Raw genomic sequence first — 26216 nt, 5'->3', positions numbered from 1 at the left:
CGGCAGCCTGCTGTCGCTTTTACTAGCCCGGACTGGTCATTTTATAAGGATTTAGTATCGTATCTAATTCTTGTTCTTCTATTATAGCCAAGCTTTGCAACGCTTGATATATAGTTTTTCCCTGCTCGGCTGCGTAACAAGCAACCCTTGTTGCCCCGTCATACCCAATGTAAGGAACCAAGGCGGCGGCCGTTGCCAGACTATGCTCTACATAATCACGGCAGCGACTGCTGTTAGCCGTTATGTTTTTTATGCATAATTCACTCAGTATATTAATCCCATTGGTTAACAACTCTATACTCGACAATAAATGATACGCAATCAACGGCAAAAAAGCATTTAGTTCCAGTTGCCCGGCCTGAGCAGCCATAGTAATAGCCACATCAGAGGCCATTACATGAAAGGCAATTTGATTAACCGCTTCCGGTATAATCGGATTTACCTTGCCAGGCATAATAGACGACCCGGTTTGCCGTTCCGGTAAATGGATTTCAGCTAGACCGGTATATGGTCCGGACGATAACAGCCGCAAATCATTGGCAATTTTATTTAAGTTCACTGCCAATGCTTTCAGCAGTCCGGATACTTCGACAAAAACGTCGGCATTTTGCGTTGCGTCCACCATATTTTCCGCCCGGGCCATGCCAAACCTGGCATATTGTCGAACCCTGTCATTAACTAGATAAATATATTTTTTATGAGCGTTTAATCCTGTACCTATGGCAGTTCCACCTAAATTCACCTGCCGCAGCCGTTCTTCCACTTTATACAGGCGCCACCGATCGCGGGCAATGGCTTGGGCATATGCACCAAACTCCTGTCCCAGCATCATAGGGACTGCATCTTGCAATTGCGTGCGCCCTACCTTAATAATAGAAGCAAATTCCGCCTCTTTCTCCTGCAGTTTTTCCTGCAAGCATGAACAGGCCTCACTCAAAGGTTTTAGCAGCCAGATAGCCGACATTCGCAGGGCGGTCGGATACACATCGTTGGTAGATTGCTGCCTGTTTACATGATTCAGCGGATGTACAAGCTGATAATCTCCCTTTTTCCCGCCTAATAATTCAATTGCCCGGTTAGCCAATACTTCATTGACATTCATGTTGGTAGATGTTCCGGCTCCGCCTTGTAAGGCATCGACAATAAACTGTTCACGAAAACGTCCTGCCAAAACCTCATCGGCGGCCGTACAGATGGCCTTAGCAACCTCTTGGGGAATACACTCTAATTCACCATTTACTTCAGCAGCTGCCTTTTTTATTACTATTATCGCTTCAATCAATTTCGGATGTACGCTGTGACCGCTTAACGGGAAATTTTCCTTGGCCCTGACTGTATGTATTCCATAATATACTTCATCCTCAATTTCTTTTTCCCCTAGCAGATCTTTTTCTAAGCGCATCATACCACCCCCATATTATGATTGTTTCACGTGAAACATATTATACAGTTAAGGGGCTGCGATTTTTAAAAACAGTCACAGCGGATGACTGTGGCGTCAATACCTCCAAAATCCGATCCAAATCCTCTGAAGAATAAAATTCAATTTCTATTTTACTCTTTAATTTTCCCGGCTTAATTTTCACCTGTGTTCCCAGTAATAGCTTTAAGCGTTCTTCAGCATCCACCACAAAAATTTCCCTGGGCTGTTCGGAAATGTCTTTTCCTAATTTTTTTGATGGCGATCCGAACTTTTTTACCAGTTCTTCCGCATCTCTGGACGAAAGGTCCTCGGCTATAATCATATCTGCAGCTTCCTTTTGGAGTCCTTCATTTTCTAAGCTCAAAAGCGGCCGGGCCTGTCCCATGGATAATGTTCCACGTGAAACATATTCCTGAACAATAGGCGGCAAATTTAATAACCGAATGGTATTTGCAATCAAGGAACGGCTGCGCCCAATTTTACAGGCCACTTCTTCCTGGGTAAGGCCAAACTCTTCCATCAAACGCCGATAAGCCATAGCTTCTTCAATTGGATTTAAATTTTCCCGCTGTAAATTTTCAATTAAAGCAATCTCCGTCATTTCAGCATCAGTATATTCACGGATAATTGCAGGAATACTTTTTAAACCGGCTTTCTGGCTGGCGCGCCAGCGGCGTTCCCCGGCAACCAGTTCATAACCGGCCAGAGTTTTACGCACAATAATCGGTTGTAAAACTCCATATTGTTGAATAGACTGTGATAATTCCATCAGCACTTCTTCATCAAAAACACGACGCGGCTGAAACTTATTCGGTTTTATTTGATCAACCGCAATTTCGCTGGCCCCCTCTTCGGACACAGCCTGAGGAATCAGCGCATCTAAACCTCTTCCCAATCCACGCTGCTTAATCATCGTCAGACACCTCTCTTGCTAAATCCAAATACACCTCGGCACCTTTGGATTTGGCATCATATTTAATAATCGGCTGTCCATGGCTGGGCGCTTCACTTAAACGGACATTACGCGGAATAATGGTCTGGTATACCTTACTGCGAAAATGATTTTTCACTTCATCAACCACCTGAATAGACAAATTGGTCCGGGCATCAAACATAGTCAGTACAACTCCTTCCAAAGTAAGTGCCGGATTTAAATTTTTTTGTACCAGAGAAATTGTATTCATTAACTGTGATAATCCCTCCAGGGCATAAAATTCACACTGAATTGGAACCAAAACTGAATTTGCTGCTGTTAAAGAATTAATTGTTAATAATCCCAATGACGGAGGGCAATCAATAATTACATAGTCAAACAAATACTTGATTTTATCCAGCGTTTTCTTTAATTTATTTTCCCGTGACATCACGGAGACTAATTCAATCTCCGCCCCTGCCAGCTGAATGGTAGCCGGAACTATTTTTAAATTTGGCACTTCCGTATCCAAAATGATGTCGGCTAAGGGTACGTCCCCTACCAATGCATCGTAGGTACAACGTTTAATAGAGGATTTATTAATGCCTAAACCACTGGTAGAATTACCCTGGGGGTCAATATCCACTAATAATACATTTTTTCCGAGCTCTGCCAAACACGCACTCAAATTAACAGATGTGGTTGTTTTACCTACACCGCCCTTTTGATTGGCAATCGCAATGACCTTGACCAATATATTTCACCTCATATTTTTGAACTAAGTTTATTTCATTCCACATTTTACAAACATTCTCCTGCCAAATATTTGGTTAAGATAAATTTATAAGTTTACATAATTAATAGCATTGTATTACAATACTATTAAGGAAAATTTAAAGATCATTATCTGCCTTTATTTACTAAAAAGTATTGACTATTAGATTTAATTATGGTAATTTATGCAAAAGCATGTGGAGGGATAGATCATGCCGATTTACAATGCCACCCTTACCCATATTGATATTAATGAAACCAAACGTTATGCCGGTCTGATGCGTACGGCCGATTTTCCCAACCAATTGGTGGTCAACGCCTGTATGGAGGCACATGTATTGGCAGAGCCTAAAGGAATATGGGAAATCTACCCTTATGATGCCGACCTGGAAACCATCCTCGCCGAACAACCCTGTAGACTACAGGGAGAAAAAATTATTGCCCACCTGGAACACTGCAGCCAAGTGGCCGTCCTGGCGGTAACCATCGGAGAAGAGCTGGAAAAACTGGTCAGCCACCACTTTTCCAAGGGGAATTATACTGCCGGTCTGTTATTGGACGCCGCCGGCACAACGGCAGTCGAAGAAACAGCCGACCAGTTATCGGCTTTGATTGCCCAGCATGCAGCCAAACAGGGTTATGATACGACCTTTCGTTTTAGTCCGGGTTACGGAGGCTGGGATATAACGGTACAGCCGGCAATTTTGCAGCTTATTCAGGCACATCGTATTGGCATAACTACGACAGATACCTGCATGCTGGTTCCACGCAAATCAGTAACCGCTGTTATCGGTCTTACCCCTCATCAAAATCAGCTTATGGTGCCGACAATGGGAAAAACCGAAGGTTGTTCAACTTGTACACAACTGAATTGTCAATCACGAAAAAGAAGCTGATAAAAACCAGTACAGCTAAAAACCAATTTGACCGGGATACCGAAGGGAGACTATACATGATTACATTTTTTGACGGAGCTATGGGCACCATGTTGCAGAAAGCAGGATTAGCTCCCGGTTCTTGTCCGGAATTATGGAATATTGAACAACCGGAAAATATAACGGCGGTACACCGCCAATACATTGCCCATGGAGCGGATATTATTGAAACCAACACGTTTGGCGCCAACCGGATAAAACTGTCACATTACGGACTATCACATCAGGTAGCCGCTCTGAATAAAGCGGCGGTAACCGCTGCCAGAGCTTCCTGCACGGCCCATACGAAAATCGCCGGATCGGTCGGACCAACCGGCAAATTTATTGCACCATTGGGTGAACTGTCTTTTGACGAAGCCTACGATGTATTCGCCGAACAAATATCCGCCCTGCATCAGGCCGGTGTGGACATGATCCTGATTGAAACCATCATTGATATCCAGGAAATGCGGGCCGCTTTACTGGCCGCCAAAGCAGTCACCGATAAACCGGTCATTTGCCAGCTGACCTACGAAGCCGACGGGCGAACGGTAACCGGCACCGATCCCCGCACCGCCGCACTGGTATTGGAAGCCATGGGTGCAGATGTTATCGGCGCCAATTGTTCACTAGGACCAGCCCAACTGCTGGCCGTAGTAAAGACCTTAGCCCAAACCACCAATCTGCCTATCAGTATTCAGCCTAACGCCGGCATGCCGGAATTAAAAAACGGGCAAACGATTTTTCCCATGAGCCCGGCTGAAATGGCCGACTGGGCGATTAAACTGGTCAACGCCGGTGCCAGTTATCTTGGCGGTTGCTGCGGGACAACACCTGCTCATATTAAGGCAGTCCGGGAAGCCTGCGCCACACTACGTCCGGAAAAACGGCCGGTAATCAAACCGGCTACCGCCCTAACCAGCCGCAGTAAAACAGTTTTTTTAGGACCGGACTATCCAACAGCTATCATCGGCGAACGGATTAATCCGACGGGTCGAAAAGCATTATCCCAGGATATTCGTGAAGGTAATTTCACTTCCGTCAAAAGAGACGCCTTATTGCAGATTCAAAACGGCGCCCGCATACTGGATGTCAATATGGGCGTGCCGGGTATTGACCAGGCAGCAGCCATGCACAAAGCGATTCAGGAAATATCCATGCTGGTAAATGCCCCGCTTTCTATTGATACGACTGATCCGGCGGCACTGGAAGCCGGACTTAAGGCTTACCCCGGCCGGGCTCTTATCAACTCGGTCAGTGCCGAACCGGAACGTCTGAAAAGCTTTTTGCCTTTAGCCAAAAAATACGGAGCTGCCATCCTCTGCCTTCCGATTGCTCCCGGTGGCGTACCTGGCACCGGACAGGAACGGGTAGCCATCATGAAAAAAATCATTGAAGCCGCACTGGCCGCCGGGCTACGACCACAGGACTTTGTACTGGATGCCCTGGTTATGACGGTTGCCGCTGACAGCCGGGCAGCCTTGGAAACTCTTAATACTTTAAGATTATACCGCCAGCACTTCGGTTACCCGGCGACCATGGGCCTTAGCAACATTTCTTTTGGTCTGCCGCAGCGAGACTTATTAAATGCGACGTTTTGCTCAATGGCTCTGGCCAGCGGGCTAGATGCACCGATATTAAATCCCCTGGATACCCGTATGAAAGACGCTTTGGCTGCCGCTGCCGCCCTGCTTGGCCATGATGCCAGCGGCCGATCCTACAGCACTGCCTACGGAACAACCGGAACTGCCGGCGCTACGCCGCCAGCAAACAACATACCGACAACAAGAGCTATGCTCGCCCAAATCCGCCAAACCGTTATCAATGGAGAAAAAGAAGCCATTATTCCTTTAATCCGGAAGGCCCTGGAACAATCCTATAGTTCGGCTGAAATTACCGAACAAGGGCTTACCGCCGCCATGAACGAAATAGGAGATGACTTTGGTAAAGGACGGTGCTTTTTACCTCAAGTACTCCTGGCTGCCGAAACCATGCGCGCCGCTTTTTTAACCATTAAGGAAGTGCTGCCGGCACAAAACCACATAAGTCTAGGCACTGTCGTTCTTGCTACCGTCAAGGGTGACATCCATGACCTGGGTAAAAATATTGTTGGCGCCTTATTGGAAAACAGCGGTTTTACAGTCATTGATCTGGGTAAAGACATTGCCGCCGAAGCCATTGTGGAGGCCGCGGCGGCACACCACGCAGATATTGTCGGTTTGTGTGCTTTAATGACCACCACTATGCCTGAAATCGACAATACCATCGCCGCCTTAAAAAAAGCCGGAATTGCAGTCCAAACCATTGTCGGCGGAGCCGTACTGACCGCTGATTATGCAAGGAAAGCCGGTGCGAACCGCTACGCCGCCAACGGCGTTGCCGCCGTCAAAATAGCTAAGGAACTAATGAACGACATAAAGCTATAAATATAGACAGCAGCCCCCCGGCAAGCTTTTATTGCCAGGGGGCTGCTTTATGTATGTTAAACAAGTTTTCATTATTTTTATCATGAACGCCGTTTGGGGATACGCATGGTAACACGTATATAATCGTCATCCTGTTCCTGTTTAATCTGTACATTCAAACCTGCTTTTTTTATTTCGTTCACGACCTTATTAATCGTATTAAGAAATATGCGCACATCTTTTATAATTTTAACTACATTTTGTTTTGGTGCTTTTTGGGGCATTTCCCGGGAAATTTCATTATGAATTTCTTCAATTAACGCCTCCGTTTGACGAACATTGAGCTTATCCTTACAAACGGCATCAAGAACCCTCTTCTGTATAGTGGCATCCTCCACTTTCAGCAGGGCTCTGGCGTGCCTTTCTGTTAACTCTTCCTGCCTCAAGATATCGCGGATGTCTTCCGGTAATCGCAACAGCCGCAGCTTATTGGCAATGGTAGATTGTTTTTTACCAACCCTCAATGCCAAAGCATCCTGAGTAAAGCCAAAATTAGCAATTAACTGTTGAAAACCCTCAGCTTCCTCCAGAAAATGCAAATCTTCCCGCTGCAAATTTTCAATCATGGCCAGTTCCGCCATTTCCTGGTCATTCAATTCTTTAATAATGACAGGAACATTCTCTAACCCGGCCAGTTTTGATGCCCGTAACCGTCTCTCACCGGCAATCAGTTCAAAGGTATCATGAGTTTTTCGACGCACCAATAACGGTTGAATAACGCCAAACTCTTTTATCGAAGCAGATAGTTCCGCCAGGGAATCATCATAAAAAGTCTTACGTGGCTGGAATGGATTTGGTTCAATATCAGCGACCGCAATACGGAAAATCTCCTGCTGAGAAATTCCGGCAGTTCCTTCCGTTTCCTGTACCATAGCTATTTTTTCGTCATAATCGACTATATCTGTATTGACTCCGTCGTCAGTAGTTCCCTTTTCCGCATTTAAACCAAAAAATCTGGCTAATTTCATCTGCACACCGCCTTAGCACAAATCAGATATGGTAATATTCGCCATATACCGATCAATTCCTTCTTACAAAAACTTCCATTATAAAGGCTTTTTTTCAGGAGTTCCTGCCTTCCGGGGATACTGAACCGGTGTGGCTGTTATCTTCCGTATATAAATTACGGCCCGGACATCTTGCAAACCCGGTAAACTGACAGGCTTGACCTCTTCTATTCTGCCTCCCAATAAACTCACTGCCGATTGACCTTCCTTTATTTCCTGAAGATACTGCGCTCCTTTCAAAGCCACGAAATAACCGCCCGGTTTAACCATAGGCAGGCACAGCTCACTCAACACATTCAACCGGGCAACCGCACGCGACAGAGCCACATCATGTTGTTCCCGTTCCAGCTTTTTCCCTGCATCTTCAGCCCGGGCATGAAGGAGGCGAACATCCTGTAATGCTAACTTCTGTACTACTTCCTGTAAAAAGTTCAGACGCTTCTGCAGGGAATCAAGCAGGGTCAGCGTAATATCCGGCCGGATAATTTTTAAGGGCAGTCCCGGAAACCCGGCCCCGGTACCCACATCAATGATCTTGCTTCCCCTGGGAAAATAAGCCTCATGATAGCAGGAAAGCGAATCAATCATATGTTTAACCGCAACTTCACGAGGTTCCGTTATGGCCGTTAAATTTATCTTTTCATTCCAAGTAATCAATAATGCATAATACTCGGCAAACTGTTTTGCCTGATGTTCCGTAAGCGCAACTCCATATTCCTTAGCAGCCTGCAAGAGATGAGCAGTAAACAATCATATCCCCTCCCTGCGCCGCTGCTGTTCCAGATAGATCATCAAAATGGATATATCGGCCGGTGAAACTCCGGAAATCCTGGCTGCCTGACCAATTGAAAGCGGTTTGATCTTATTCAATTTTTGCCGCGCCTCTAAAGCCAGTCCACTGATCGTTTCATAATTAATAGTTTCCGGCAATCGTTTGGCTTCCAGTTTGGCAAACCGTTCAACCTGCTCAATCTGCTTATTAATATAGCCTTCATATTTAACGGCAATTTCCACTTGCTCCTGTACCTCCGGTGGCAACGGCTCCAGACCAAAATGCTCTGTCAACAGCTTGCAATTCACTTCGGTGCGGCGCAATAAATCATATAAGGAAATGCCTGAACGCAATTCAGCCGAATTCATTGCCTGCATTTTCACCTGAACGTCCCTGTTCGGTGTAATAAAGATTTCCCTTAATTTTGTCATAGCGGCAGCAATGGCCTCCCGTTTGGCTGTAAAACGGTTATAACGTTCATCATTAACCAGCCCCAGCTGACGCCCTTTTTCCGTTAGCCGCAGATCGGCATTGTCCTGACGTAAAATAAGCCGGTATTCCGCCCTGGAAGTCATAATCCGGTAAGGTTCATTGGTTCCTTTAGTAACCAAATCATCAATTAAGACACCAATATATGCTTCCGAACGGGATAAAATAAACGGCTCTTTTCCTTTAATTCTTAGTGCCGCATTAATACCGGCCATTAACCCCTGGGCAGCCGCCTCTTCATAACCGGAAGTACCGTTGGCCTGTCCGGCGGAAAACAAGCCGGAAACCTGTTTTGTTTCCAAACTGGGCTTTAATTGTGTAGGATCAAGGCAGTCATATTCAATCGCATATCCGGGACGCATAATCCGCACATTTTCCATCCCGGCAATCGTACTTAAAAAAGCCTGCTGTACGTCAACCGGCAAACTGGTGGACATACCCTGAACATACATCTCATTGGTATCTAAACCTTCCGGCTCAATAAACAGCTGATGGGCTTCTTTTTCGGCAAAACGTACCACTTTATCCTCAATAGAAGGACAATAACGGGGCCCTGTCCCTTCAATCAGGCCGGTATATAACGGAGCCCTGTGCAGGTTGGCCCGTATGATCTCATGCGTCCGGGCATTGGTATATGTCAGCCAGCAGGGAGTCTGCTCCCTGGTTTTACATTCACTCATAAACGAAAAATTTCTGGCTTCATCATCGCCCGGCTGTATTTTCATTTTTGAAAAATCCAGGGACCGTTTATCCACTCTGGCCGGAGTGCCGGTTTTAAAGCGCATTAATTCTATACCAATTTCCTGCAAAGACCGGCTCAACTGGATAGCAGCCCTTTGCCCGTTAGGACCTCCCGGATAAGCAAGTTCACCAAGTATAATCTTACCTCTTAAATAGGTCCCGGTAGCAAGAATCACACATTGACATTCATATATTTCTCCGGTTTCAGTTTGAACACCGGTAATACGGCCGGAGCGGGTTAGGATGGCATCTACCAGTACCTGCTTGACTTCCAGATTATCCTGATTTTCCACCGTATGCTTCATCATATTCTGATAAAACTTCTTATCCGATTGGGCACGCAAAGCATGCACGGCCGGCCCCTTCCCCGTATTCAACATTCTCATTTGAATACAAGTTTTATCCGTATTTAAACCCATTTCACCACCCAAGGCATCAATTTCGCGCACCAGATGTCCCTTAGCCGGTCCGCCGACAGCCGGATTGCAAGGCATCAAAGCAATATTATCCAGGTTAAGGGTAGCCAACAGCGTAGTGACACCCATGCGGGCTGCTGCCAAAGCCGCCTCACAGCCGGCATGGCCGGCACCAACAACAACCACATCATATTTTCCGGCATTAAACACCTGTATCATCTCCCAGTAACACTTACTTACCAATACAGAATTGACTAAAAATCTCAGAAATAATATCCTCATTCACCGCATCACCGGTAATTTCACCAAGGCGCTCCCATACTCCCCGCAAATCAACAACAATACAATCAGGCGGCATACCGGCAGTAATCGTAGACTGCGCCGCCAAAAGATGCTCCCTGGCTTTAGCCAGCAAATTGGCCTGGCGTATATTATTAATATAGCTTCCCTCCGGTAAAGTCACCTGACCGCTATATACCTTATTTACAATCGCCTCTTCCAGCTCTTGCAGCCCGGCTCCGCTATTTACCGAAATTTTCAGGATATCCTGTTTGGTTATTTCTAAAATTTTATCTTCCTGCCAAACTGCCGGCAGATCGGTCTTATTCAGTAAAATAATGACATCACGGCCTTGCAATAACTGTAATACTTCATAATCTTCCTCCGAAAGGGGCACCGAAACATCCAGTAGCAACAGTATAAGATCAGCCCGGCTGATAAATTCACGCGCCCGGTCTACTCCTATTTGCTCAACGACATCGGCTGTCTGGCGAATTCCGGCCGTATCCACAATTTTTAAGGGTATTCCCCGGATATTGACATATTCTTCAATGATATCCCTGGTCGTTCCGGGAATATCCGTCACAATAGCCCTATTTTCCTTTAGCAGGGCATTCAGCAAACTGGATTTTCCCACATTTGGTTTACCGATAATGACCGTTGCCAGCCCTTCACGCAAAATACGACCGGTATGGGCTGTTTTTAATAATTCATCCACTTCTTCCTGTAGGGGAAATAACTGTTCCGCAACTTGCCGTGCAGTCAGCTCCTCAATATCCTCCTCCGGAAAATCAATAGCCGCTTCCAATTGGGCAATCATTCCCAACACAATCTGACGCATGCGCTGGATACGTTCTGACAGACTGCCCGCTAAATGATTAACAGCCATACGCAGGGATACGTCGGTCTTGGAACGGATAACATCAATCACAGCTTCCGCCTGCGTGAGATCAAGCCTTCCATTTAAGAAAGCCCGTTTTGTAAATTCTCCGGGCTCGGCCAGGCGGGCACCACCGCTTATTGCCAGTTCCAAAATATGTTTTAACGGCACCGGTCCCCCATGACAGTGAATTTCAACTACATCTTCCTTGGTATAAGAATTAGGGGCACGCATAACCAATAATAGTACTTCATCAACCGGCTGGCCGCTGGCCGGATCGATAATATGTCCATAGGCAGCCTGATACGATTGAATATCGGCTACTTTTTTCCCCCTTATTCCTTTAAACAGATTATCCGCAATGGCAAGTGCCTGAATACCGCTCATACGAATAATACCTATGCCACCTTCCCCGACAGCCGTAGCCACAGCGGCAATCGTATCCTCCTGAAACACAGCCTTCACTCCTATAATGTAAGATTACGCCTGGTACCGTACGTCATGTGAAACATTAGATTAATTTACAAGGCGGAGGAGCCGCGTATATCGGACATATGTTGGTGACGCACGGTACTAGCATAGTGTAGCCGACATCAAGTAAATCATACCTTGGCCTATATGAAAACCCAGTAATAAAATTATTACTGGGTTGTTACATACCATTCTCTCATTCTATCGTTTTAATGCAATAACCACCTTGCGGAAAGGTTCATCCCCTTCACTATATGTAATGATCCGGTTATCATTTTGCAACGCGACATGAATAATTTTGCGTTCATGCGGACTCATCGGTTCCAGGGATACCTTTTCCCCGCGCCTTTTTACTTTATCGGCTAACCGTAAAGCCAGACGGGATAAGGTCTCCGTACGGCGTTTGCGGTAATCCTCCACATCCAGAATAATACGGACTTTATCTTCCGCATCCCTGTTAGCCGCTAAATTAGTTAGATACTGCAATGCATCCAGAGTTTGTCCATGCTTGCCAATTAAAATTCCTAAATCATTGCCCCGTAAATTAAAAACAGTATGTTCTTCACTTGTCAGCTTTTCAATAACTACCTGCAACTCCATGGAGTCAACAATATTTTGCAAAAACTCTCTTGCCACTTCCAAAGGATCCACCTTTTTAACCGTAACCAACACCCGTGCAGGCTTACTGCCGAGAAACCCGAATAAACCCTTGCTTGGATTATCCAAAATTTCAAAATCGACACGGTCGCGGCCCACGCCAAGCTCAGAAAGCGCTGATTCTAATGCTTCCTCAACAGTTTTCCCAGTTTTCTCCAAAGAAGTCATGGTATTATTGTGCCTCCCCCTGAATAACAGCCGGCTTACGATACATCCACCACTGCTGAACAATCTGTATTAAATTGCTAACCACCCAGTAAACTCCCAAACCGGCTGGAAATGTTAACGTAATATAACCGATAAACAACGGCATAAAAATCAGCATAATCTGATTTTGCTGATTCATTTTCGGATCCGAAGATGCCATAGTCTGCTTCTGCTGCAAATACGTGGTAGCGGCCGACAAAATCGGAACAATATAGTACGGATCTACTACACTGCTGTTTTGGGCCAAATTCGACATCCATAAAAATCCCGGATAATCAACATAGTGAAAATCACGGATTGCATAAAATATACCAATAAGAAAAGGCATCTGAATAATCATCGGCAAACATCCGGCTAAAGGATTCACACCGGACTGTTTGTAGATAGCTGCCAGCTCCTTATTCATTTTTTCGGGATTAGATTTATATTTTTCCTGCAATTCCTTGATCTTCGGCTGCAGTTCCTGCATGGCTTTCATGGAAGAAATCTGCTTTACAGTCAGTGGATATAATACTAATTTAATCGCGATTGTTAACAAAATAATAGCCGTCCCGTAATTAGGAATTCCTAACGTTACAGTCACATTATAAAAAAAGGTCAACAGGCTTTGCAAAGGAAAAACAACGATCGTATCAAACAAATTCTCACTCCTAACGCTCAATCACTTTACAGGAAATCATTGTGAGCCATTCTTACCTAAATATATTAAACGGGATCATAACCGCCCTTATGCCAGGGATGACAACGCAAAATACGCCGTGCAGCCCATAATACACCGCGTAAAACCCCGTATTTTTCAATAGCCATAATCGCATATTCGGAGCAGGTAGGTATAAACCGACAAGTAGGCGGCTTCCATGGTGATATGTAGTTTTGATAAAATCGTATCAAAAACAGCAATACAGCTTTCATCAGCGTCATACCTACTTAATTAAAATTTTCGCTCTCCGGGATAAATCCAAAAAAGCTTTGGTCACTTCTTCCCTATCCGCATCGACAAGCGGCTTGCGGGCAACAAGAAGGAAACTCATATTGTCGGCAAGGCGGTTCTGATTCAGGCGATATACTTCCCGCAGAAGACGTTTAGCCCGATTACGGATTACCGCACAACCCAGCCGTTTTCCTGCCGCAAACCCCACCTGCCGGCCATTTTCATGATTGGGCAAAATATAAAGCACCAGCATTTTATTGGCATAGGAAATGCCTGATTGATATATCGCCTGAAAATGCTTATTTTTTTTAACGATACTGCCCTTGTTTAACTTGTACATTAAACCATCCTGTCACATGGAAAAAATAGGCCACGCACCGGCGGCCTACTATGCGGATAATTTCTTTCTACCTCTAGCACGTCTTCTTTTTAAAACCATACGCCCACCCTTAGTGCTCATACGTTCGCGAAAACCATGAGTTCTCTTCTTCCATAACGTATTCGGCTGATAAGTCCGTTTCATCTATGATTACACCTCCTTGCCTAAATGCACAGGAATATTCCATGCTAAAATAATCATTTTAACTATAAAAAATTATAGACCAGTAACCCTCTAGTGTCAAGAAAATTACTTTGACAATTAAGGATAATATCTTAATGGATTTTTTTGTCGGGAAACTTATGATTGTGGATAAATACACCAAAGCTTGTCACTAACCACAAAAATATGTTGATAACTCCACACCCATTTGTTAATATATTATATAGCAAGGCGATATGAATTTTGTTTTATATTATAAATTATATACATATACCGCAGGGTTATACACATAATTAAGGCATTATACACAATTTTATCCACAATACCGGTGATTTATGTGAACTCTTTATAATACAAGGCCGTAAGCTATTCATTTATAGCTGCTGTTGTATTTTTTTTTCTTTAAATTTACTTAATATGGCTATTTTTATTCACAGGTGTTAATAAGATTGTGGATAACTTTTTAAATGACGTCTGGATATGTTAATAAATTAAGGCTATTCATCATGAAAGGAATGACTATATGGATACTTCGCAATTGACAGTGCTGTGGGAACAAGTATTAAAAAAATTAGAAACCGAAATCATAAAACCGCTCTTTGATACTTGGATTAAAGGTGCCGTAGCCTTATCACTTACCGGAAATGTACTGGAAATAGGGACTCCCCGGCAAATTATGAAAGAATGGCTGGAAACAAAATATATGCCGCAAATCGAAACTGCCGTCCAGCAAATTTTTGGCCGACAATTGTCTATAAAAATCACTAATTTAAATGTCGATGACGATCACTTGGAAAATGCGCCTGCCGCCGCCGAAATTAAAAATTTCCCGGCCAATTTCTCCGTTCCCAACTCCCAGGTCATCCGACACCATCCGGCAGCTACGGCTACCCTTGAGGCCGAAAAACCGGTGCTTGATGAAACCAAATCGTACGTTCCGGAAATAGCAGCCACTCAGACTACGCAATTGCAGGAAACTCTGCCGCTGGAAACCTTTAATCCCCCGCCGCAAACTAAAATTTCTCCTGCCGGAACTGATGATTCTTTGGTTATATTAAATCCCAAATACATATTTGAAACATTTGTAATCGGCAATTCCAACCGCTTTGCTCATGCGGCGTCCTTAGCCGTTGCCGAAGCTCCGGCCCAGGTTTATAATCCTTTTTTTATTTATGGCGGCGTAGGTCTTGGCAAAACCCATCTGATGCATGCCATCGGCCACCGGATATTACAAAATTACCCCGGAATTAAAGTTGTCTATATATCCAGTGAAAAGTTTACCAACGAGCTGATTAACTCCATTCGTGACGGCAAACCGGAAAGTTTCCGGCAAAAATATCGCAATATTGACGTTTTACTGGTTGACGATATCCAATTTTTATCTAAAAAAGAACATACTCAGGAAGAATTTTTCCATACTTTTAATACGCTGCATGAAGCCAATAAACAAATTATTATTTCCAGCGACCGGCCGCCACGCGAAATACAGACCTTGGAAGACCGCTTGCGCTCACGCTTTGAATGGGGGCTCATCACCGACATTCAGCCGCCTGACCTGGAAACCCGGATTGCCATTTTACGTAAAAAAGCCATGATTGAAAATCTCAATATTCCTAATGATGTTATGGTTTATATTGCCAGCCGCATTGACAATAACATCCGCGAGCTGGAAGGAGCCTTAATCCGGGTTATGGCTTATGCCTCCCTGACTAATCAAAGTATTGATATCAATCTGGCTACCGAAGCTCTAAAAGATCTTTTCCCTAACGGCCGTCCCAAACAAATTACCATGGAACTGATACAGGAAATAGTTGCTTCCTATTTCAAAATAAAAATTGAAGAGCTTCTTGCTAAAAAGCGCACCCGTAATGTGGCTTATCCACGGCAAATCGCTATGTACCTCTGCCGTGAATTAACCGATACGTCTCTGCCGCGCATTGGGGAAATGTTCGGCGGACGGGACCATACAACGGTTATTCATGCCCATGATAAGATCACGCGCGAACGCAACGAGGATGTAAAGTTGAGTAATACCTTAAAAGAACTGATTAAACGAATTGAAAGTGTATAATTTTTCCTTGTTATTAACCTTGTTTATAACAAGGTTATATGTTTGTTGATGAATTGTTAATATGTTTTACACAGCAAAATCCTGTGAATTTGTGTATAAGTGCTGTTTAGCTTATCGACAAGTTATTAACATCTCCCTTGTTAATTCGACAACACCATTTTACACTTATCAACATATCGACAGCGCCTACTACTATTACGACTAATTTTTATATATTATGTATCTTTTAGTAATAATATACCAACAGGAGGTAATGAAATGAAAATATCCTGCTCCAAAGAATTATTAACTCATGCTGTACAAACCGTCCAAAAGGCCGTAGCAAGTAAAACAACACTACCGATACTAACTGGCATATACCTGTCCGCTGCAGATGGAAAACTGGAATTACAAGCCACTGATTATGAAATAGGTATCAGCTGCACTGTGGACGCTGATATTGAAGAGCCGGGTACTATAGTACTTTCCGGCCGTTATTTTCAGGAACTGGTCAGAAAATTGCCGGGGGATACCATACAAATCATTTCCCAGCAGGCAGAAAAAACGATTCAAATTACATCCAACTCCGCCCAGTTTAATTTGCTGCTGTTACCGGCTGAAGAATTTCCTGTCCTTAATAAACTGCAGGGAGAAAGTTCTTTTGTTATTAAAGACAACGTATTAAGAGAACTAATCAAAAAAACTGTTTTCTCCTGTGCCACGGATGAGGCTAGGCCAATTTTTACCGGCGCCCTCTTGGAAATTAATCAAATGAATGCTAAAATGGTAGCGACTAATACACATCGTCTGGCTTTAAAACAAGATACTTTGGAAAAAAATTCCAATCAATTTAAAATGATTATTCCTGCTAAAATATTAAATGAACTGGCCAGGCTGTTGGTTTCAGAGCATCCTTTGGATGTTTGGGTTTCCTGGCAAAAAAATCAGGTGTCCTTTTCTTTTGATAATGTTTACATAAAATCAAGGCTTATTGAGGGACAGTTTCCTGATTATAACCGGGTAATTCCCGAAAATTTTGCAACTCTTGTCAAATTAAATACCGATTATTTTCTGGATGCGGTCGAGAGGGTTTCCTTGTTGGCCAGAGACGGAGAATATAATGTCATCAGGTTATGCTTTAAAAATAATATGGTGATAATAAATTCAAACAATCCTGATATTGGCAAGGCCTGTGAAACCGTGGAAGCGGAAATTGAAGGCAATGAATTGGAAATTGCTTTTAATGCCAAGTATGTCACTGATATTTTGAAAAATATTCATAGTGATAAGCTGGTTTTTTCACTTAACACCCCATTAAGCCCGGCCTGTATCAAACCGGTGGATGATGATTTGTATACTTACGTTATTACACCTGTCAGAACGAGCTGATATTCGGGGGTATGTACATTGGAGGAAATTGCTATTCATACTGCTACCATTCAGCTGGACCAGTTGTTAAAGTGGGCTGGTATTGTCGAAAGCGGCGCTCAGGTAAAATTTCTGCTGGCTGATGCGATGATTGAGGTAAATGGTAAGAGAATTGAAGAAAGAAGAAAAAAAATATACCCCGGTGATGTTGTACATGTTAAGGGTATGGGACAATGGCAAGTAATCAGCGAGTGAAAGGTACAGCATGAGAATTAATCGGTTAGTGCTGCATAATTTTCGAAATTATGCAGAGTTGTCGCTGGATTTTCCGCATAATGTTAATATTTTCATCGGCCATAACGCACAGGGGAAAACCAATATTTTAGAAGCGATTTATATTGGTGCGATGGGACGGTCTTATCGTACACATAACGATATGGAACTGGTCCGTTGGCGATATCCGCAGGGAACTGTGCAGCTTTATTTTTTCCGTTTGGATGTGGCTAACGAGCTTTTGTTCCGTTTTTCTCAACAGACTGCCAAACAAAGTCAGCATAAGGAAATTATCTACAATGGCTATAGTATAAAAACACGTGAACTGATGGGTGCCTTCAATGTTGTACTATTTTCACCGGAGGATTTACTACTAGTAAAGGGAATGCCGGCGGCCCGCCGGCAGTTTATTGATATGGAAATCTCTCAGGCCAGTCCTGCTTATTATAGCCAGTTAATGAAATATAACCGGCTTGTGTCCCAGCGGAATAATCTGTTAAAAAAAATTAGGGAAAACCGCTTGCATATGGATTTGCTGGAACCATGGGACGAGCAGTTGGTCCAAGCCGCAGCCAGGATTGTGATGAAAAGACGGGAGGCTGTAAAAAAGCTGGCCATGCTGGCGAATTTGATGCATCGTAAAATTACAGCCAGCAGGGAAAACCTAACATTGCAATATGCGCTGTCCGGTACCGAAAATAATGAGCCAATTGCCGATAGTGAGTTAACCGAATGGTACCGGCAGATGCTGGTGAAATTAAGATTCACCGATGTTCAGCGCGGAAGTACCGGTATAGGGCCGCATCGTGATGATTTGGTGTTAACGGTCAATAACGGTATTAATCTTAGAAATTTTGGTTCACAGGGGCAGCAACGAACCGGAGTTTTGGCATTAAAGTTAGCCGAACTGGAATTTATAAAGTCAGAAACCGGCGAATATCCGGTATTATTGCTGGATGATGTGATGAGTGAGCTGGATATGGTAAGAAGAGAGCAATTGCTCTCTTTTATTAAAGATAAAATTCAGACTTTTATTACGGCTACCGATCAAAGTTATTTTCCGGAAAAAAAGATGGGCCGATATTATTATGTGAATCAGGGGACTGTCATGGAGTGATAGAGTTGCAATGCATAGCTGAAGTGTTGGAGCAGACACTAAAAAAAATGGGCTTGACCAAACGTTACCGTGCCGAACTGGCCATCGACCGGTGGCCGGAAATCGTCGGTGAAGATATTGCTACACATGCCTGCCCGGTCAGAATGGAAGGCGGCGTGCTGTTTATTTCCGTAAGCAGCTCGGTATGGAGTCATCATTTGTTTATGCTGAAAGAAAGCATTATTTATAAAATTAATCAGTTTGTCGGCGAAAAAATTGTCAAGGATATCCGTTTTCAGGCAGGATATTTGAAATATTGTAAGAATGAAAAAGAGGCGGATGTAGTCGTCCCGATGAAACAAAAATTAGCTGCCGTGCGTTTGGATGCAACAGAGCTGACCATGATAGATGCTGTTACCGGTAATGTTACCGACCCGGCTTTACAAAAAAGACTGGCGGTATTCACTAAAAAATCACTGGCTTTTCAAAAATTAAAAAAGATGGCTCACTGGCATTCCTGCGCAGAGTGTGGTACACTTTGCCCTCCCGATGAGACTTATTGTGCTGTTTGCAGGCGAATCCTGCGGCAAGAAACAGTAAAAGACATTAGAAGGATGCTGCTGGAAGCTCCCTGGTTTACTTATGATGAACTAAAAAAATATATTGATTGCACCAGGTTTGAATTTGACCGGGCGAAAAATGAGCTTATCTCCCGCCTGGCCATGGATTATGCGATTCAGAGTGGACAAGCCGATGCCGTACAGACTACGACACTGGCCATGTTAATACATGCTAAGAAACCGGAAGAACTCACAGCAGAGACTGTGAATCTCACTTTGCAAAAAATCAGGAGGAAACCGTATGTTTTTGCATCTAGGGGCTGATACCGTTATTCCGTTAAAAAATGTGATTGCCATTAATGATCTGCGGTCCGGAAAATCGAATGTTAATAATGAGTTTTTAAAAACAATGAAGGATGAGCAAATGATCATTGATATTTCGGATAATAATCCCAAGAGTTTTGTTTTAACCGATAAAGTTGTATATTTATCAGCTATTTCTTCATTGACGTTAAAAAAACGGGCCGGTCATATACCGGAAGAGGATGAGGAAGAATTATAAACCGATCATTGGGCGGTTTATAGGGTGGAATTCGATGATAGGGGGTTCTATAGCTTGAATGAAGATATTACGGTAAGTGGAAATTATGGTGCACATCAAATACAGGTGTTAGAAGGTTTGGAGGCGGTGCGTAAGCGTCCGGGGATGTATATTGGCAGTACTTCGGCGCGTGGACTTCACCATTTGGTTTATGAAGTGGTTGATAATAGTATTGATGAAGCCTTAGCCGGTTATTGTACAAAAGTCGATGTTACAATTCATCAGGATAACAGTATTACGGTTATTGATAACGGCCGCGGTATTCCGGTGGATATGCACGATGTAGGGAAACCGGCGGTAGAGGTTGTTTTAACTGTTCTTCACGCCGGCGGCAAATTCGGCGGCGAAGGTTATAAGGTATCCGGCGGACTACACGGGGTTGGCGTTTCGGTAGTAAATGCACTGAGTACACGGATGGAAGTGGAAGTAAAACGCAGTGGCAAGATACACAGAATCTGCTTCGAACGCGGCAATACCGTGCAGCCTTTACAGGTTTTGGGAGAAACAGAAGAAACCGGTACCAAGGTCACCTTTAAACCCGATGCGGAAATATTTGAAGAAACGGTTTATCACTTTGATACGCTGAAACAGCGTTTACGGGAATTGGCTTTTTTAAACAAGGGATTAAATATCACGTTATCTGACGAACGAACCGGCGTTTCTGAAATGTTTCATTATGAAGGCGGTATTATTTCGTTTGTTGAGCATTTAAATAAGAGTAAGGATGTACTGCATACCAAGCCTATCTATCTTAAAGGCAATAAGGAGACTACCATAGCGGAAATTGCCTTGCAGTATAATGACAGCTATGTTGAGAATATCTTTAGTTTTGTCAATAATATCAATACCCAGGAGGGTGGAACGCATTTAAGCGGCTTTAAGATTGCCCTGACCCGCTCAATTAATGATTTTGCCCGTAAATTGAATATGCTTAAAGAAAATGACGAAAATTTGAGCGGTGAGGATATTCGGGAAGGTTTAACTGCGGTAATCAGTGTTAAAATACAGGAACCGCAATTTGAAGGGCAAACCAAAACAAAACTAGGTAACAGTGATGTCCGTGGCATTGTTGATACCATTGTCTCGGAAGGATTGAGCGAGTTTTTTGAGGAAAATCCTGCTGTAACCAAAAAAGTTATTGAAAAAACAATTATGGCTTCCAGAGCCCGGGAGGCTGCCCGCAAGGCACGGGAATTAACCCGCCGCAAAAATGCCCTGGAAATTAGTTCACTGCCCGGTAAACTGGCCGATTGTTCCTTACGTGATCCGGAACAGACGGAAATTTATCTGGTGGAAGGTGATTCGGCCGGCGGTTCAGCCAAACAAGGGCGTGACCGGCGTTTTCAGGCAATTTTGCCTTTACGCGGTAAGATCTTGAATGTGGAAAAGGCCCGGCTGGACAAAATATTAAATAATGAAGAAATCAGAGCGATGATTACCGCATTTGGCTGTGGCATCAGTGACGAATTTGATGTGGAAAAAAGTCGTTATGGCCGAATTATCATTATGACGGATGCCGATGTTGACGGGGCTCATATTCGTACTTTGCTGTTGACCTTCTTTTACCGGTATATGAAGCCGTTAATTGAAAATGGTAAGGTTTATATTGCTCAGCCGCCTTTATATTTAATAAAAAAAGGCAAAGAACACTGGTATTTATACAGTGATGAAGAAATGGATACATTGCTTGCCCGGATTGGCCGCGATAATATTAATGTCCAGCGGTATAAAGGGTTGGGAGAAATGAATCCGGAACAGTTATGGGAAACCACTATGAATCCGGAAGGACGTACCGTATTGAAAGTAACCATGGAGGATGCCATGGAGGCCGATGCGATATTTTCCGTTCTTATGGGCGATAAAGTGGAACCCAGGAGAAATTTCATTGAAGAACATGCGCATAGCGTAAGAAATTTAGATATCTAAAGTCTATAACATAAGGCACTAAGTTTTTTAACGTAGTGCCTTATGTTTATACAAGTTCTACTGTAAGGAGATATTCACTTTAATTTGCTTTATAATTGATGAAATGGCTAAAATACTTTTCTATACGAAAATCACAATCAAACAGGATGGATATTGAGGACAACACTTATTTTAAGGGAAAATGTGATAGTTACAACCGTGCCGTATCAGTTAAAAGATTAGAAGGTTTATAGGGCCTTTGGGTAAATATGCTTTATAGTTAGGGATTATTATGAATTGTAAAAGAGACAAGTCACACCATGATTCGGGTGATTTGTCTCTTTTTCTCTTTGCGTTAAGGCTTAATTTTAAACCAGGCTGCATACATGGTCGGCAAGACCAAAAGGGTTAAAATGGTAGCACCAAGCAATCCGCCGGCGATGGCTACAGCCATCGGTCCCCAGAAATTACTGGGAATCAGGGGGATCATCCCTAAGATGGCAGCGGCGGCGGTCAGCATAATCGGGCGAAAACGCAAAATCGCCGAATCAATGATAGCATCCCGGGGGGATTCACCGCTTTTAATATGCTGTTCAATTTGATCGATTAAAATGACCGAATTACGGATAATCATGCCGCCAAGTGCTAAAATACCAAGTTCGGCAACAAAGCCTATAGGTTGCCTGGTGAGCAGCATGGATAGGCTGACACCGATAATTCCCAGTGGAGCCGTAAAAACAGTTAGCGTCGTTAACGAGATTTTCTGCAGTTGTATCATGAGGAAGATAAGAATCAGTAAAATCATCACCGGTACAGGCTGCAGCAAAAATTCCATAGCCTGCTGGCTTCGTTCCAGCGAGCCGCCGATAGCAATGCTGTAACCGGCCGGCAGACTGTCCCGCAGTGGTTTTAACTCATTATAGACGGCTTTGGTAGCGTCATTGCCGGTAACCGCTGCTGAAACATCGGCTTGAACGGTAATGGTGGGTTTTAAATCACGGCGCCAGATCAACCCTTCTTCCGCTGCATATTCGATTGTGGCAATCTGGTCCAAAGGAACAAATTTACCGTTGCCGACCGGAATAGGAAGATCTTTAATCTGAGCTAAATTTTTACGGTTTTGATAATCCAGGCGGAAAACGATACCTACCGTTTTATCTTGTTCATAAAATTCACCGATAGAAGATCCTGATAATTGAGTTTGTAAATCGAGAGCCAAAGTTTGGCTGTCTATACCCAATAATCGGGCTTTATCCTGATCAATAGCCAGGTGCATAACTTTATTTTTTTCATTCCAATCAAAGTTTATATCGTAAAGATTAGGATTTGCAGCCATAACAGTACCAACTTGCTCGGCAATTTCCCGTACTTTTTCATGATCGTAGCCGCTAACCCGCAGCATAACCGGATATGGTGACGGCGGACCCGTCTGGATAAGCTTAATATGGCCGCGCACACTGGAAAAATCATTGGCAAATAAGGTATTAATATCGTTAATTAGTGTTTCTCTGGCGGTAAGGTCCTTGGCAACAATCACAAACTGGGCATAATTGCTGGCAGGCAGTTTGGGTTCGGTGGTTAAAACGAAACGGGGAGCTCCTTCGCCGACATAATAGCTGTAATTTTCGATATTGGAATTCCCGGTGAGCTGGGCTGCGAGTTTTTGTGCTTCCTGTTCAGTTGCTTGCAAGGATGACCCCTCCGGTAATGTCATTTCAACGATAATTTCCGGGCGGACCGAGGGCGGGAAAAATTCCTGCTTGACTAGCGTTAATAAAAACAGGGAAGCCACAAAAGATAGTACGGTGGCGCTAATGACCAGTTTACGGTGGTTGAGGCACCAGGTTAATGTTTGACGGAAGATGCGGTAAAAACGGGAATCATAGCTGTTATGCCCCTGGCCGGCCATATGTTTGGGTTTTATCAATTTAAAACCGAGCAACGGAGCGACTATAACGGATACAATCCAGGATAGTAACAGGGCAATGGTAACGACGGTGAAAATGCTGCTGGTAAATTCGGATGCCGATCCTTTGGAAAAACCGATGGGAATAAATCCGGCGCAGGTAATCAAGGTTCCCGTAAGCATGGGAAAGGCGGTGGCCGTATAAGCATAGCAGGCGGCTTCCATGCGTCCCCAGCCTTGTTCAAGTTTCACGGTCATCATTTCTACGGCAATAATGGCATCGTCAACCAAAAGGCCCAGAGCAATGATAAGAGCGCCTAAAGATACTTTGTGCAGGTCAATGCCGAATATATTCATGCAGACAAAGATGCCCGCAATAACCAAGGGAATGCAAAGAGCAACGACAATACCCGACCGGAAGCCGAGACTTAAAAAACTGACGACAAGAACGATGATAATGGCTTCTTTTAACGAATTCACAAATTCACCGATGGATTCTTTTACCACTTTAGGCTGGTTGGATACCTGGCTGATTTCGAGTCCCAGCGGTAAATCCTGTTTGATTTGGGTAATGGTTTCTTCCAGTTGCTGTCCCAGCGTCAGAATGTTGCCTCCTTTGTTCATCGAAACGGCAATCCCGATTGCCGGCTGACCGTTGAAAAACATTTTCGGCTCAATGGGATCGCTATAGCTGCGCTGGATGGAAGCAATATCGCCTAACCGGAATGTCCGGTCGTTTGCCCGGATGGGCAGGTTCTTTAAATCCTCTATATTTTCAAATATTCCGCTGACTCTGACATAGATGTTGTCTGAAGCCGTTTCGACCATACCGGAGGCCGACATGGCACTTTGTGTTTTCACCGCATTCATGATCAGATTGGGATCAAGACCTAGCTGGGCTAATTTGCTGCTTTCCATTTCAATGTAAATTTTTTCCGGTTGTACGCCGAGTAAATCCACTTTTTTTACATTATTTACGCCGAGTAAATTACGTCTTATTTTTTCCGCCTGATCACGCATTTCCTCATAAGAATAGCCATCGGCGGTAAGCGCGTAGATGCTGCCGAACACGTCATCAAAACGGTCATTAAAGGCAGGGCCGACAACACCCTGCGGCAGGGTGCTCTTTATGTCGTTAACCATATTGCGGACTTCAAGCCAGGTTGGCCGTACATCGTTTTCCGCTACCGTATCTTTTAAAGTTACATAGATAACGGATTTCCCTGGCTGAGAATAGCTTTTTAGATAATCCAGGCCAGGTGTGTCCTGTAACTTTTTCTCGATTTTGTCGGTTACCTGCTCTTCAATCTCACGGGCGCTGGCACCCGGCCAGGAAACGGATACAACCATTTGGCGAATGACGAAATCAGGGTCTTCCATTCGTCCCAACTGCCGATAAGATAAAATGCCGGCAATAAAAATAATTACAATAAAAAAATAGACTAACTGTTTATGCTGTAGTGCCCATTCCGATAGATTCAGCTTATTCATAGCGCACCTTCTGTCCCTCGTGTAATTTTTGGACTCCGGCACAAACAATGATATCGCCATCCTGTAAACCGTCAAGAACCTGGATTTTTCCGTCGCCGAAAGACCCGACTTTGACGGGATGCAGTGTTACCTGGCCTTCGTTGATGACCCATACATTGGGCGTATCTCCGGTTTGGTAAATGGCAGACAGAGGAATATAGACCGATGGCTGGGCGCTAACATTTGCGGCCGTTACAGTGGCTGTCATACCCAGCTGTAAATTGGGCGGAGGGCTGACAAGATGGATACGGACGGTATAGGTTCTGGTTACTTTATCGGCTACCGGGGAGATTTCCCGGATTTCACCATTAGTGACAATGCCTGGCAGGGCCCAAAAGCTTACTTGAACCTGCCCGGCATGGCGCAGGCTTTCAACATGATTTTCAGGAATATTGATTTCAACTTCCCGTTCGCCGTCTTTTACCAGGGTTAAAACAGACTGGCCCGCGCTGACGACTTGACCGGCTTCGGCCGTAATATTGGAAATAATACCGTTGCTGTCGGCAGTCAAGGTGCTGTAGCCCAACTGGTTGGTGCCTTGATTGTATTGGGCCGATGCTTGTTGAACGGCAGAAAGTGCCACATCATAGGAACTCTGGTATTGGTCGAGCTGGGCGCGGCTGATGGCACCCTGTTCATATAATCTAGTGTAGCGTTCCAGATTATTGCGGGCTAATGTTAGCTGTGACTGCGCGGAAGCAAGCTGAGCAGAACCGCTGTTTACCGTTTGCTGAATATCTTTGGCATCAATCTCCATCAGTATATCCCCGGCTTTTACGGTGTTACCGCTTTCTACCAGTCTCTTAATGATTTTTCCTCCTGTCTGGAAGGATAATTGTGTTTCATACCGTCCCCGCACTTCACCGGAATAACTGGCCTGTTGATCAGTTTGATTAAAATGGATGGTTTGGGTGCGGACCAGAGGAATTGCTTCCTTAACGGCTGTTGTGCCGGAACAACCGCTGATAAAAAATATGCTAAGCGTTAGCAGAACTGTGTAGCGGACTAACCGTGTATTCATTTACTTGTCTCCTCCATACATAAAAT

General features: G+C 44.1%; 23 protein-coding genes. 9 read left to right on the top strand and 14 right to left on the bottom strand.

Annotated elements, in window-relative coordinates; all coding sequences use genetic code 11:
- Window positions 1–22: 22 nt before the first annotated feature.
- The 3 genes from P22_RS09265 to P22_RS09255 are packed head-to-tail and all read right to left on the bottom strand — an operon-like array spanning window position 23 to window position 3090.
- On the bottom strand, window positions 23–1405 hold the full coding sequence (locus P22_RS09265; protein WP_054259948.1) for an aspartate ammonia-lyase: 1383 nt from the start codon (window positions 1403–1405) through the stop codon (window positions 23–25).
- A gap of 37 nt (window positions 1406–1442) precedes the next feature.
- Window positions 1443–2336, bottom strand: a complete 894-nt coding sequence (locus P22_RS09260; protein WP_054259947.1) for a ParB/RepB/Spo0J family partition protein — start codon at window positions 2334–2336, stop codon at window positions 1443–1445.
- Window positions 2329–3090 carry a ParA family protein gene (locus tag P22_RS09255; protein WP_054259946.1) on the bottom strand — a complete coding sequence of 254 codons (762 nt, stop codon included), beginning with the start codon at window positions 3088–3090 and terminating at the stop codon, window positions 2329–2331. The genes P22_RS09260 and P22_RS09255 overlap by 8 nt, the downstream gene beginning before the upstream one ends.
- 232 nt (window positions 3091–3322) lie before the next feature.
- Here P22_RS09255 and P22_RS09250 point away from each other — a divergent pair, with 232 nt between their 5' ends.
- Window positions 3323–4006: a vitamin B12 dependent-methionine synthase activation domain-containing protein gene (locus P22_RS09250; RefSeq protein WP_054259945.1), complete on the top strand. Its 684-nt coding sequence runs from the start codon at window positions 3323–3325 to the stop codon at window positions 4004–4006.
- 56 nt (window positions 4007–4062) lie between these two features.
- Window positions 4063–6450 (top strand): homocysteine S-methyltransferase family protein, encoded by a 2388-nt coding sequence (locus P22_RS09245; protein WP_054259944.1) that lies wholly within the window; start codon window positions 4063–4065, stop codon window positions 6448–6450.
- An 80-nt stretch (window positions 6451–6530) separates the two neighbouring features.
- Here P22_RS09245 and noc read toward each other — a convergent pair whose 3' ends face one another.
- From noc to rpmH, 9 genes are all read right to left on the bottom strand, one after another.
- Window positions 6531–7457, bottom strand: coding sequence for a nucleoid occlusion protein (gene noc / locus P22_RS09240; RefSeq protein ID WP_054259943.1), 927 nt, complete (start codon window positions 7455–7457; stop codon window positions 6531–6533).
- Window positions 7458–7535: 78 nt separating this feature from the next.
- On the bottom strand, window positions 7536–8246 hold the full coding sequence (rsmG, locus tag P22_RS09235) for a 16S rRNA (guanine(527)-N(7))-methyltransferase RsmG (protein WP_054259942.1): 711 nt from the start codon (window positions 8244–8246) through the stop codon (window positions 7536–7538).
- Complete coding sequence (gene mnmG / locus P22_RS09230) at window positions 8247–10124, bottom strand: tRNA uridine-5-carboxymethylaminomethyl(34) synthesis enzyme MnmG (protein ID WP_304437567.1); 1878 nt, start codon at window positions 10122–10124, stop codon at window positions 8247–8249.
- Between the two features lie 22 nt (window positions 10125–10146).
- The gene (gene mnmE, locus P22_RS09225; protein ID WP_054259940.1) at window positions 10147–11529 is read right to left on the bottom strand and encodes a tRNA uridine-5-carboxymethylaminomethyl(34) synthesis GTPase MnmE; all 1383 of its coding nucleotides are present in this window, start codon (window positions 11527–11529) and stop codon (window positions 10147–10149) included.
- A gap of 216 nt (window positions 11530–11745) precedes the next feature.
- Window positions 11746–12369, bottom strand: coding sequence for an RNA-binding cell elongation regulator Jag/EloR (gene jag, locus P22_RS09220; RefSeq protein ID WP_054259939.1), 624 nt, complete (start codon window positions 12367–12369; stop codon window positions 11746–11748).
- Window positions 12370–12373: 4 nt separating this feature from the next.
- Entirely contained in the window at window positions 12374–13048 is a 675-nt protein-coding gene (locus P22_RS09215; protein ID WP_156318910.1) for a YidC/Oxa1 family membrane protein insertase, read from the bottom strand.
- A 65-nt stretch (window positions 13049–13113) separates the two neighbouring features.
- Complete coding sequence (gene yidD / locus P22_RS09210) at window positions 13114–13320, bottom strand: membrane protein insertion efficiency factor YidD (RefSeq protein WP_054260026.1); 207 nt, start codon at window positions 13318–13320, stop codon at window positions 13114–13116.
- Between the two features lie 11 nt (window positions 13321–13331).
- Window positions 13332–13679 carry a ribonuclease P protein component gene (rnpA, locus tag P22_RS09205; protein WP_054259937.1) on the bottom strand — a complete coding sequence of 116 codons (348 nt, stop codon included), beginning with the start codon at window positions 13677–13679 and terminating at the stop codon, window positions 13332–13334.
- Window positions 13680–13727: 48 nt separating this feature from the next.
- The gene (gene rpmH, locus P22_RS09200; protein ID WP_054259936.1) at window positions 13728–13862 is read right to left on the bottom strand and encodes a 50S ribosomal protein L34; all 135 of its coding nucleotides are present in this window, start codon (window positions 13860–13862) and stop codon (window positions 13728–13730) included.
- 541 nt (window positions 13863–14403) lie between these two features.
- Here rpmH and dnaA point away from each other — a divergent pair.
- From dnaA to gyrB, 7 genes are all read left to right on the top strand, one after another.
- Complete coding sequence (dnaA, locus tag P22_RS09195) at window positions 14404–15951, top strand: chromosomal replication initiator protein DnaA (protein WP_054259935.1); 1548 nt, start codon at window positions 14404–14406, stop codon at window positions 15949–15951.
- Window positions 15952–16209: 258 nt separating this feature from the next.
- On the top strand, window positions 16210–17319 hold the full coding sequence (dnaN, locus tag P22_RS09190; protein ID WP_054259934.1) for a DNA polymerase III subunit beta: 1110 nt from the start codon (window positions 16210–16212) through the stop codon (window positions 17317–17319).
- 18 nt (window positions 17320–17337) lie between these two features.
- Complete coding sequence (locus P22_RS09185; RefSeq protein WP_054259933.1) at window positions 17338–17553, top strand: RNA-binding S4 domain-containing protein; 216 nt, start codon at window positions 17338–17340, stop codon at window positions 17551–17553.
- A 10-nt stretch (window positions 17554–17563) separates the two neighbouring features.
- Window positions 17564–18688, top strand: a complete 1125-nt coding sequence (recF, locus tag P22_RS09180) for a DNA replication/repair protein RecF (protein ID WP_054259932.1) — start codon at window positions 17564–17566, stop codon at window positions 18686–18688.
- The gene (locus tag P22_RS09175) at window positions 18685–19551 is read left to right on the top strand and encodes a DciA family protein (RefSeq protein WP_054259931.1); all 867 of its coding nucleotides are present in this window, start codon (window positions 18685–18687) and stop codon (window positions 19549–19551) included. The genes recF and P22_RS09175 overlap by 4 nt, the downstream gene beginning before the upstream one ends.
- Window positions 19529–19789 (top strand): extracellular matrix regulator RemB, encoded by a 261-nt coding sequence (remB, locus tag P22_RS09170; protein WP_054259930.1) that lies wholly within the window; start codon window positions 19529–19531, stop codon window positions 19787–19789. Before P22_RS09175 ends, remB begins: the two co-directional genes overlap by 23 nt.
- Before the next feature lie 54 nt (window positions 19790–19843).
- The gene (gyrB, locus tag P22_RS09165) at window positions 19844–21754 is read left to right on the top strand and encodes a DNA topoisomerase (ATP-hydrolyzing) subunit B (RefSeq protein ID WP_082378450.1); all 1911 of its coding nucleotides are present in this window, start codon (window positions 19844–19846) and stop codon (window positions 21752–21754) included.
- A 334-nt stretch (window positions 21755–22088) separates the two neighbouring features.
- Here gyrB and P22_RS09160 read toward each other — a convergent pair whose 3' ends face one another.
- Together P22_RS09160 and P22_RS09155 are read right to left on the bottom strand one after the other, a co-directional pair.
- Complete coding sequence (locus P22_RS09160) at window positions 22089–25130, bottom strand: efflux RND transporter permease subunit (protein WP_054259928.1); 3042 nt, start codon at window positions 25128–25130, stop codon at window positions 22089–22091.
- Window positions 25123–26190 (bottom strand): efflux RND transporter periplasmic adaptor subunit, encoded by a 1068-nt coding sequence (locus P22_RS09155; RefSeq protein ID WP_054259927.1) that lies wholly within the window; start codon window positions 26188–26190, stop codon window positions 25123–25125. Before P22_RS09155 ends, P22_RS09160 begins: the two co-directional genes overlap by 8 nt.
- Window positions 26191–26216 lie beyond the last annotated feature (26 nt).

The sequence above is a fragment of the Propionispora sp. 2/2-37 genome (assembly GCF_001298735.1).
GTDB lineage: Bacteria > Bacillota > Negativicutes > Propionisporales > Propionisporaceae > Propionispora.
This window is presented reverse-complemented; position numbering and strand designations above follow the sequence as displayed.

Bases quoted from the DNA above. Each gene is read 5' to 3' on its own strand.
- P22_RS09265 (WP_054259948.1), bottom strand. From the start codon at position 1,405: ATGATGCGCTTAGAAAAAGATCTGCTAGGGGAAAAAGAAATTGAGGAT.
- P22_RS09260 (WP_054259947.1), bottom strand. From the start codon at position 2,336: ATGATTAAGCAGCGTGGATTGGGAAGAGGTTTAGATGCGCTGATTCCT.
- P22_RS09250 (WP_054259945.1), top strand. From the start codon at position 3,323: ATGCCGATTTACAATGCCACCCTTACCCATATTGATATTAATGAAACC.
- P22_RS09245 (WP_054259944.1), top strand. From the start codon at position 4,063: ATGATTACATTTTTTGACGGAGCTATGGGCACCATGTTGCAGAAAGCA.
- noc (WP_054259943.1), bottom strand. From the start codon at position 7,457: ATGAAATTAGCCAGATTTTTTGGTTTAAATGCGGAAAAGGGAACTACT.
- jag (WP_054259939.1), bottom strand. From the start codon at position 12,369: ATGACTTCTTTGGAGAAAACTGGGAAAACTGTTGAGGAAGCATTAGAA.
- yidD (WP_054260026.1), bottom strand. From the start codon at position 13,320: ATGAAAGCTGTATTGCTGTTTTTGATACGATTTTATCAAAACTACATA.
- rnpA (WP_054259937.1), bottom strand. From the start codon at position 13,679: ATGTACAAGTTAAACAAGGGCAGTATCGTTAAAAAAAATAAGCATTTT.
- rpmH (WP_054259936.1), bottom strand. From the start codon at position 13,862: ATGAAACGGACTTATCAGCCGAATACGTTATGGAAGAAGAGAACTCAT.
- dnaA (WP_054259935.1), top strand. From the start codon at position 14,404: ATGGATACTTCGCAATTGACAGTGCTGTGGGAACAAGTATTAAAAAAA.
- dnaN (WP_054259934.1), top strand. From the start codon at position 16,210: ATGAAAATATCCTGCTCCAAAGAATTATTAACTCATGCTGTACAAACC.
- recF (WP_054259932.1), top strand. From the start codon at position 17,564: ATGAGAATTAATCGGTTAGTGCTGCATAATTTTCGAAATTATGCAGAG.
- remB (WP_054259930.1), top strand. From the start codon at position 19,529: ATGTTTTTGCATCTAGGGGCTGATACCGTTATTCCGTTAAAAAATGTG.
- P22_RS09160 (WP_054259928.1), bottom strand. From the start codon at position 25,130: ATGAATAAGCTGAATCTATCGGAATGGGCACTACAGCATAAACAGTTA.
- P22_RS09155 (WP_054259927.1), bottom strand. From the start codon at position 26,190: ATGAATACACGGTTAGTCCGCTACACAGTTCTGCTAACGCTTAGCATA.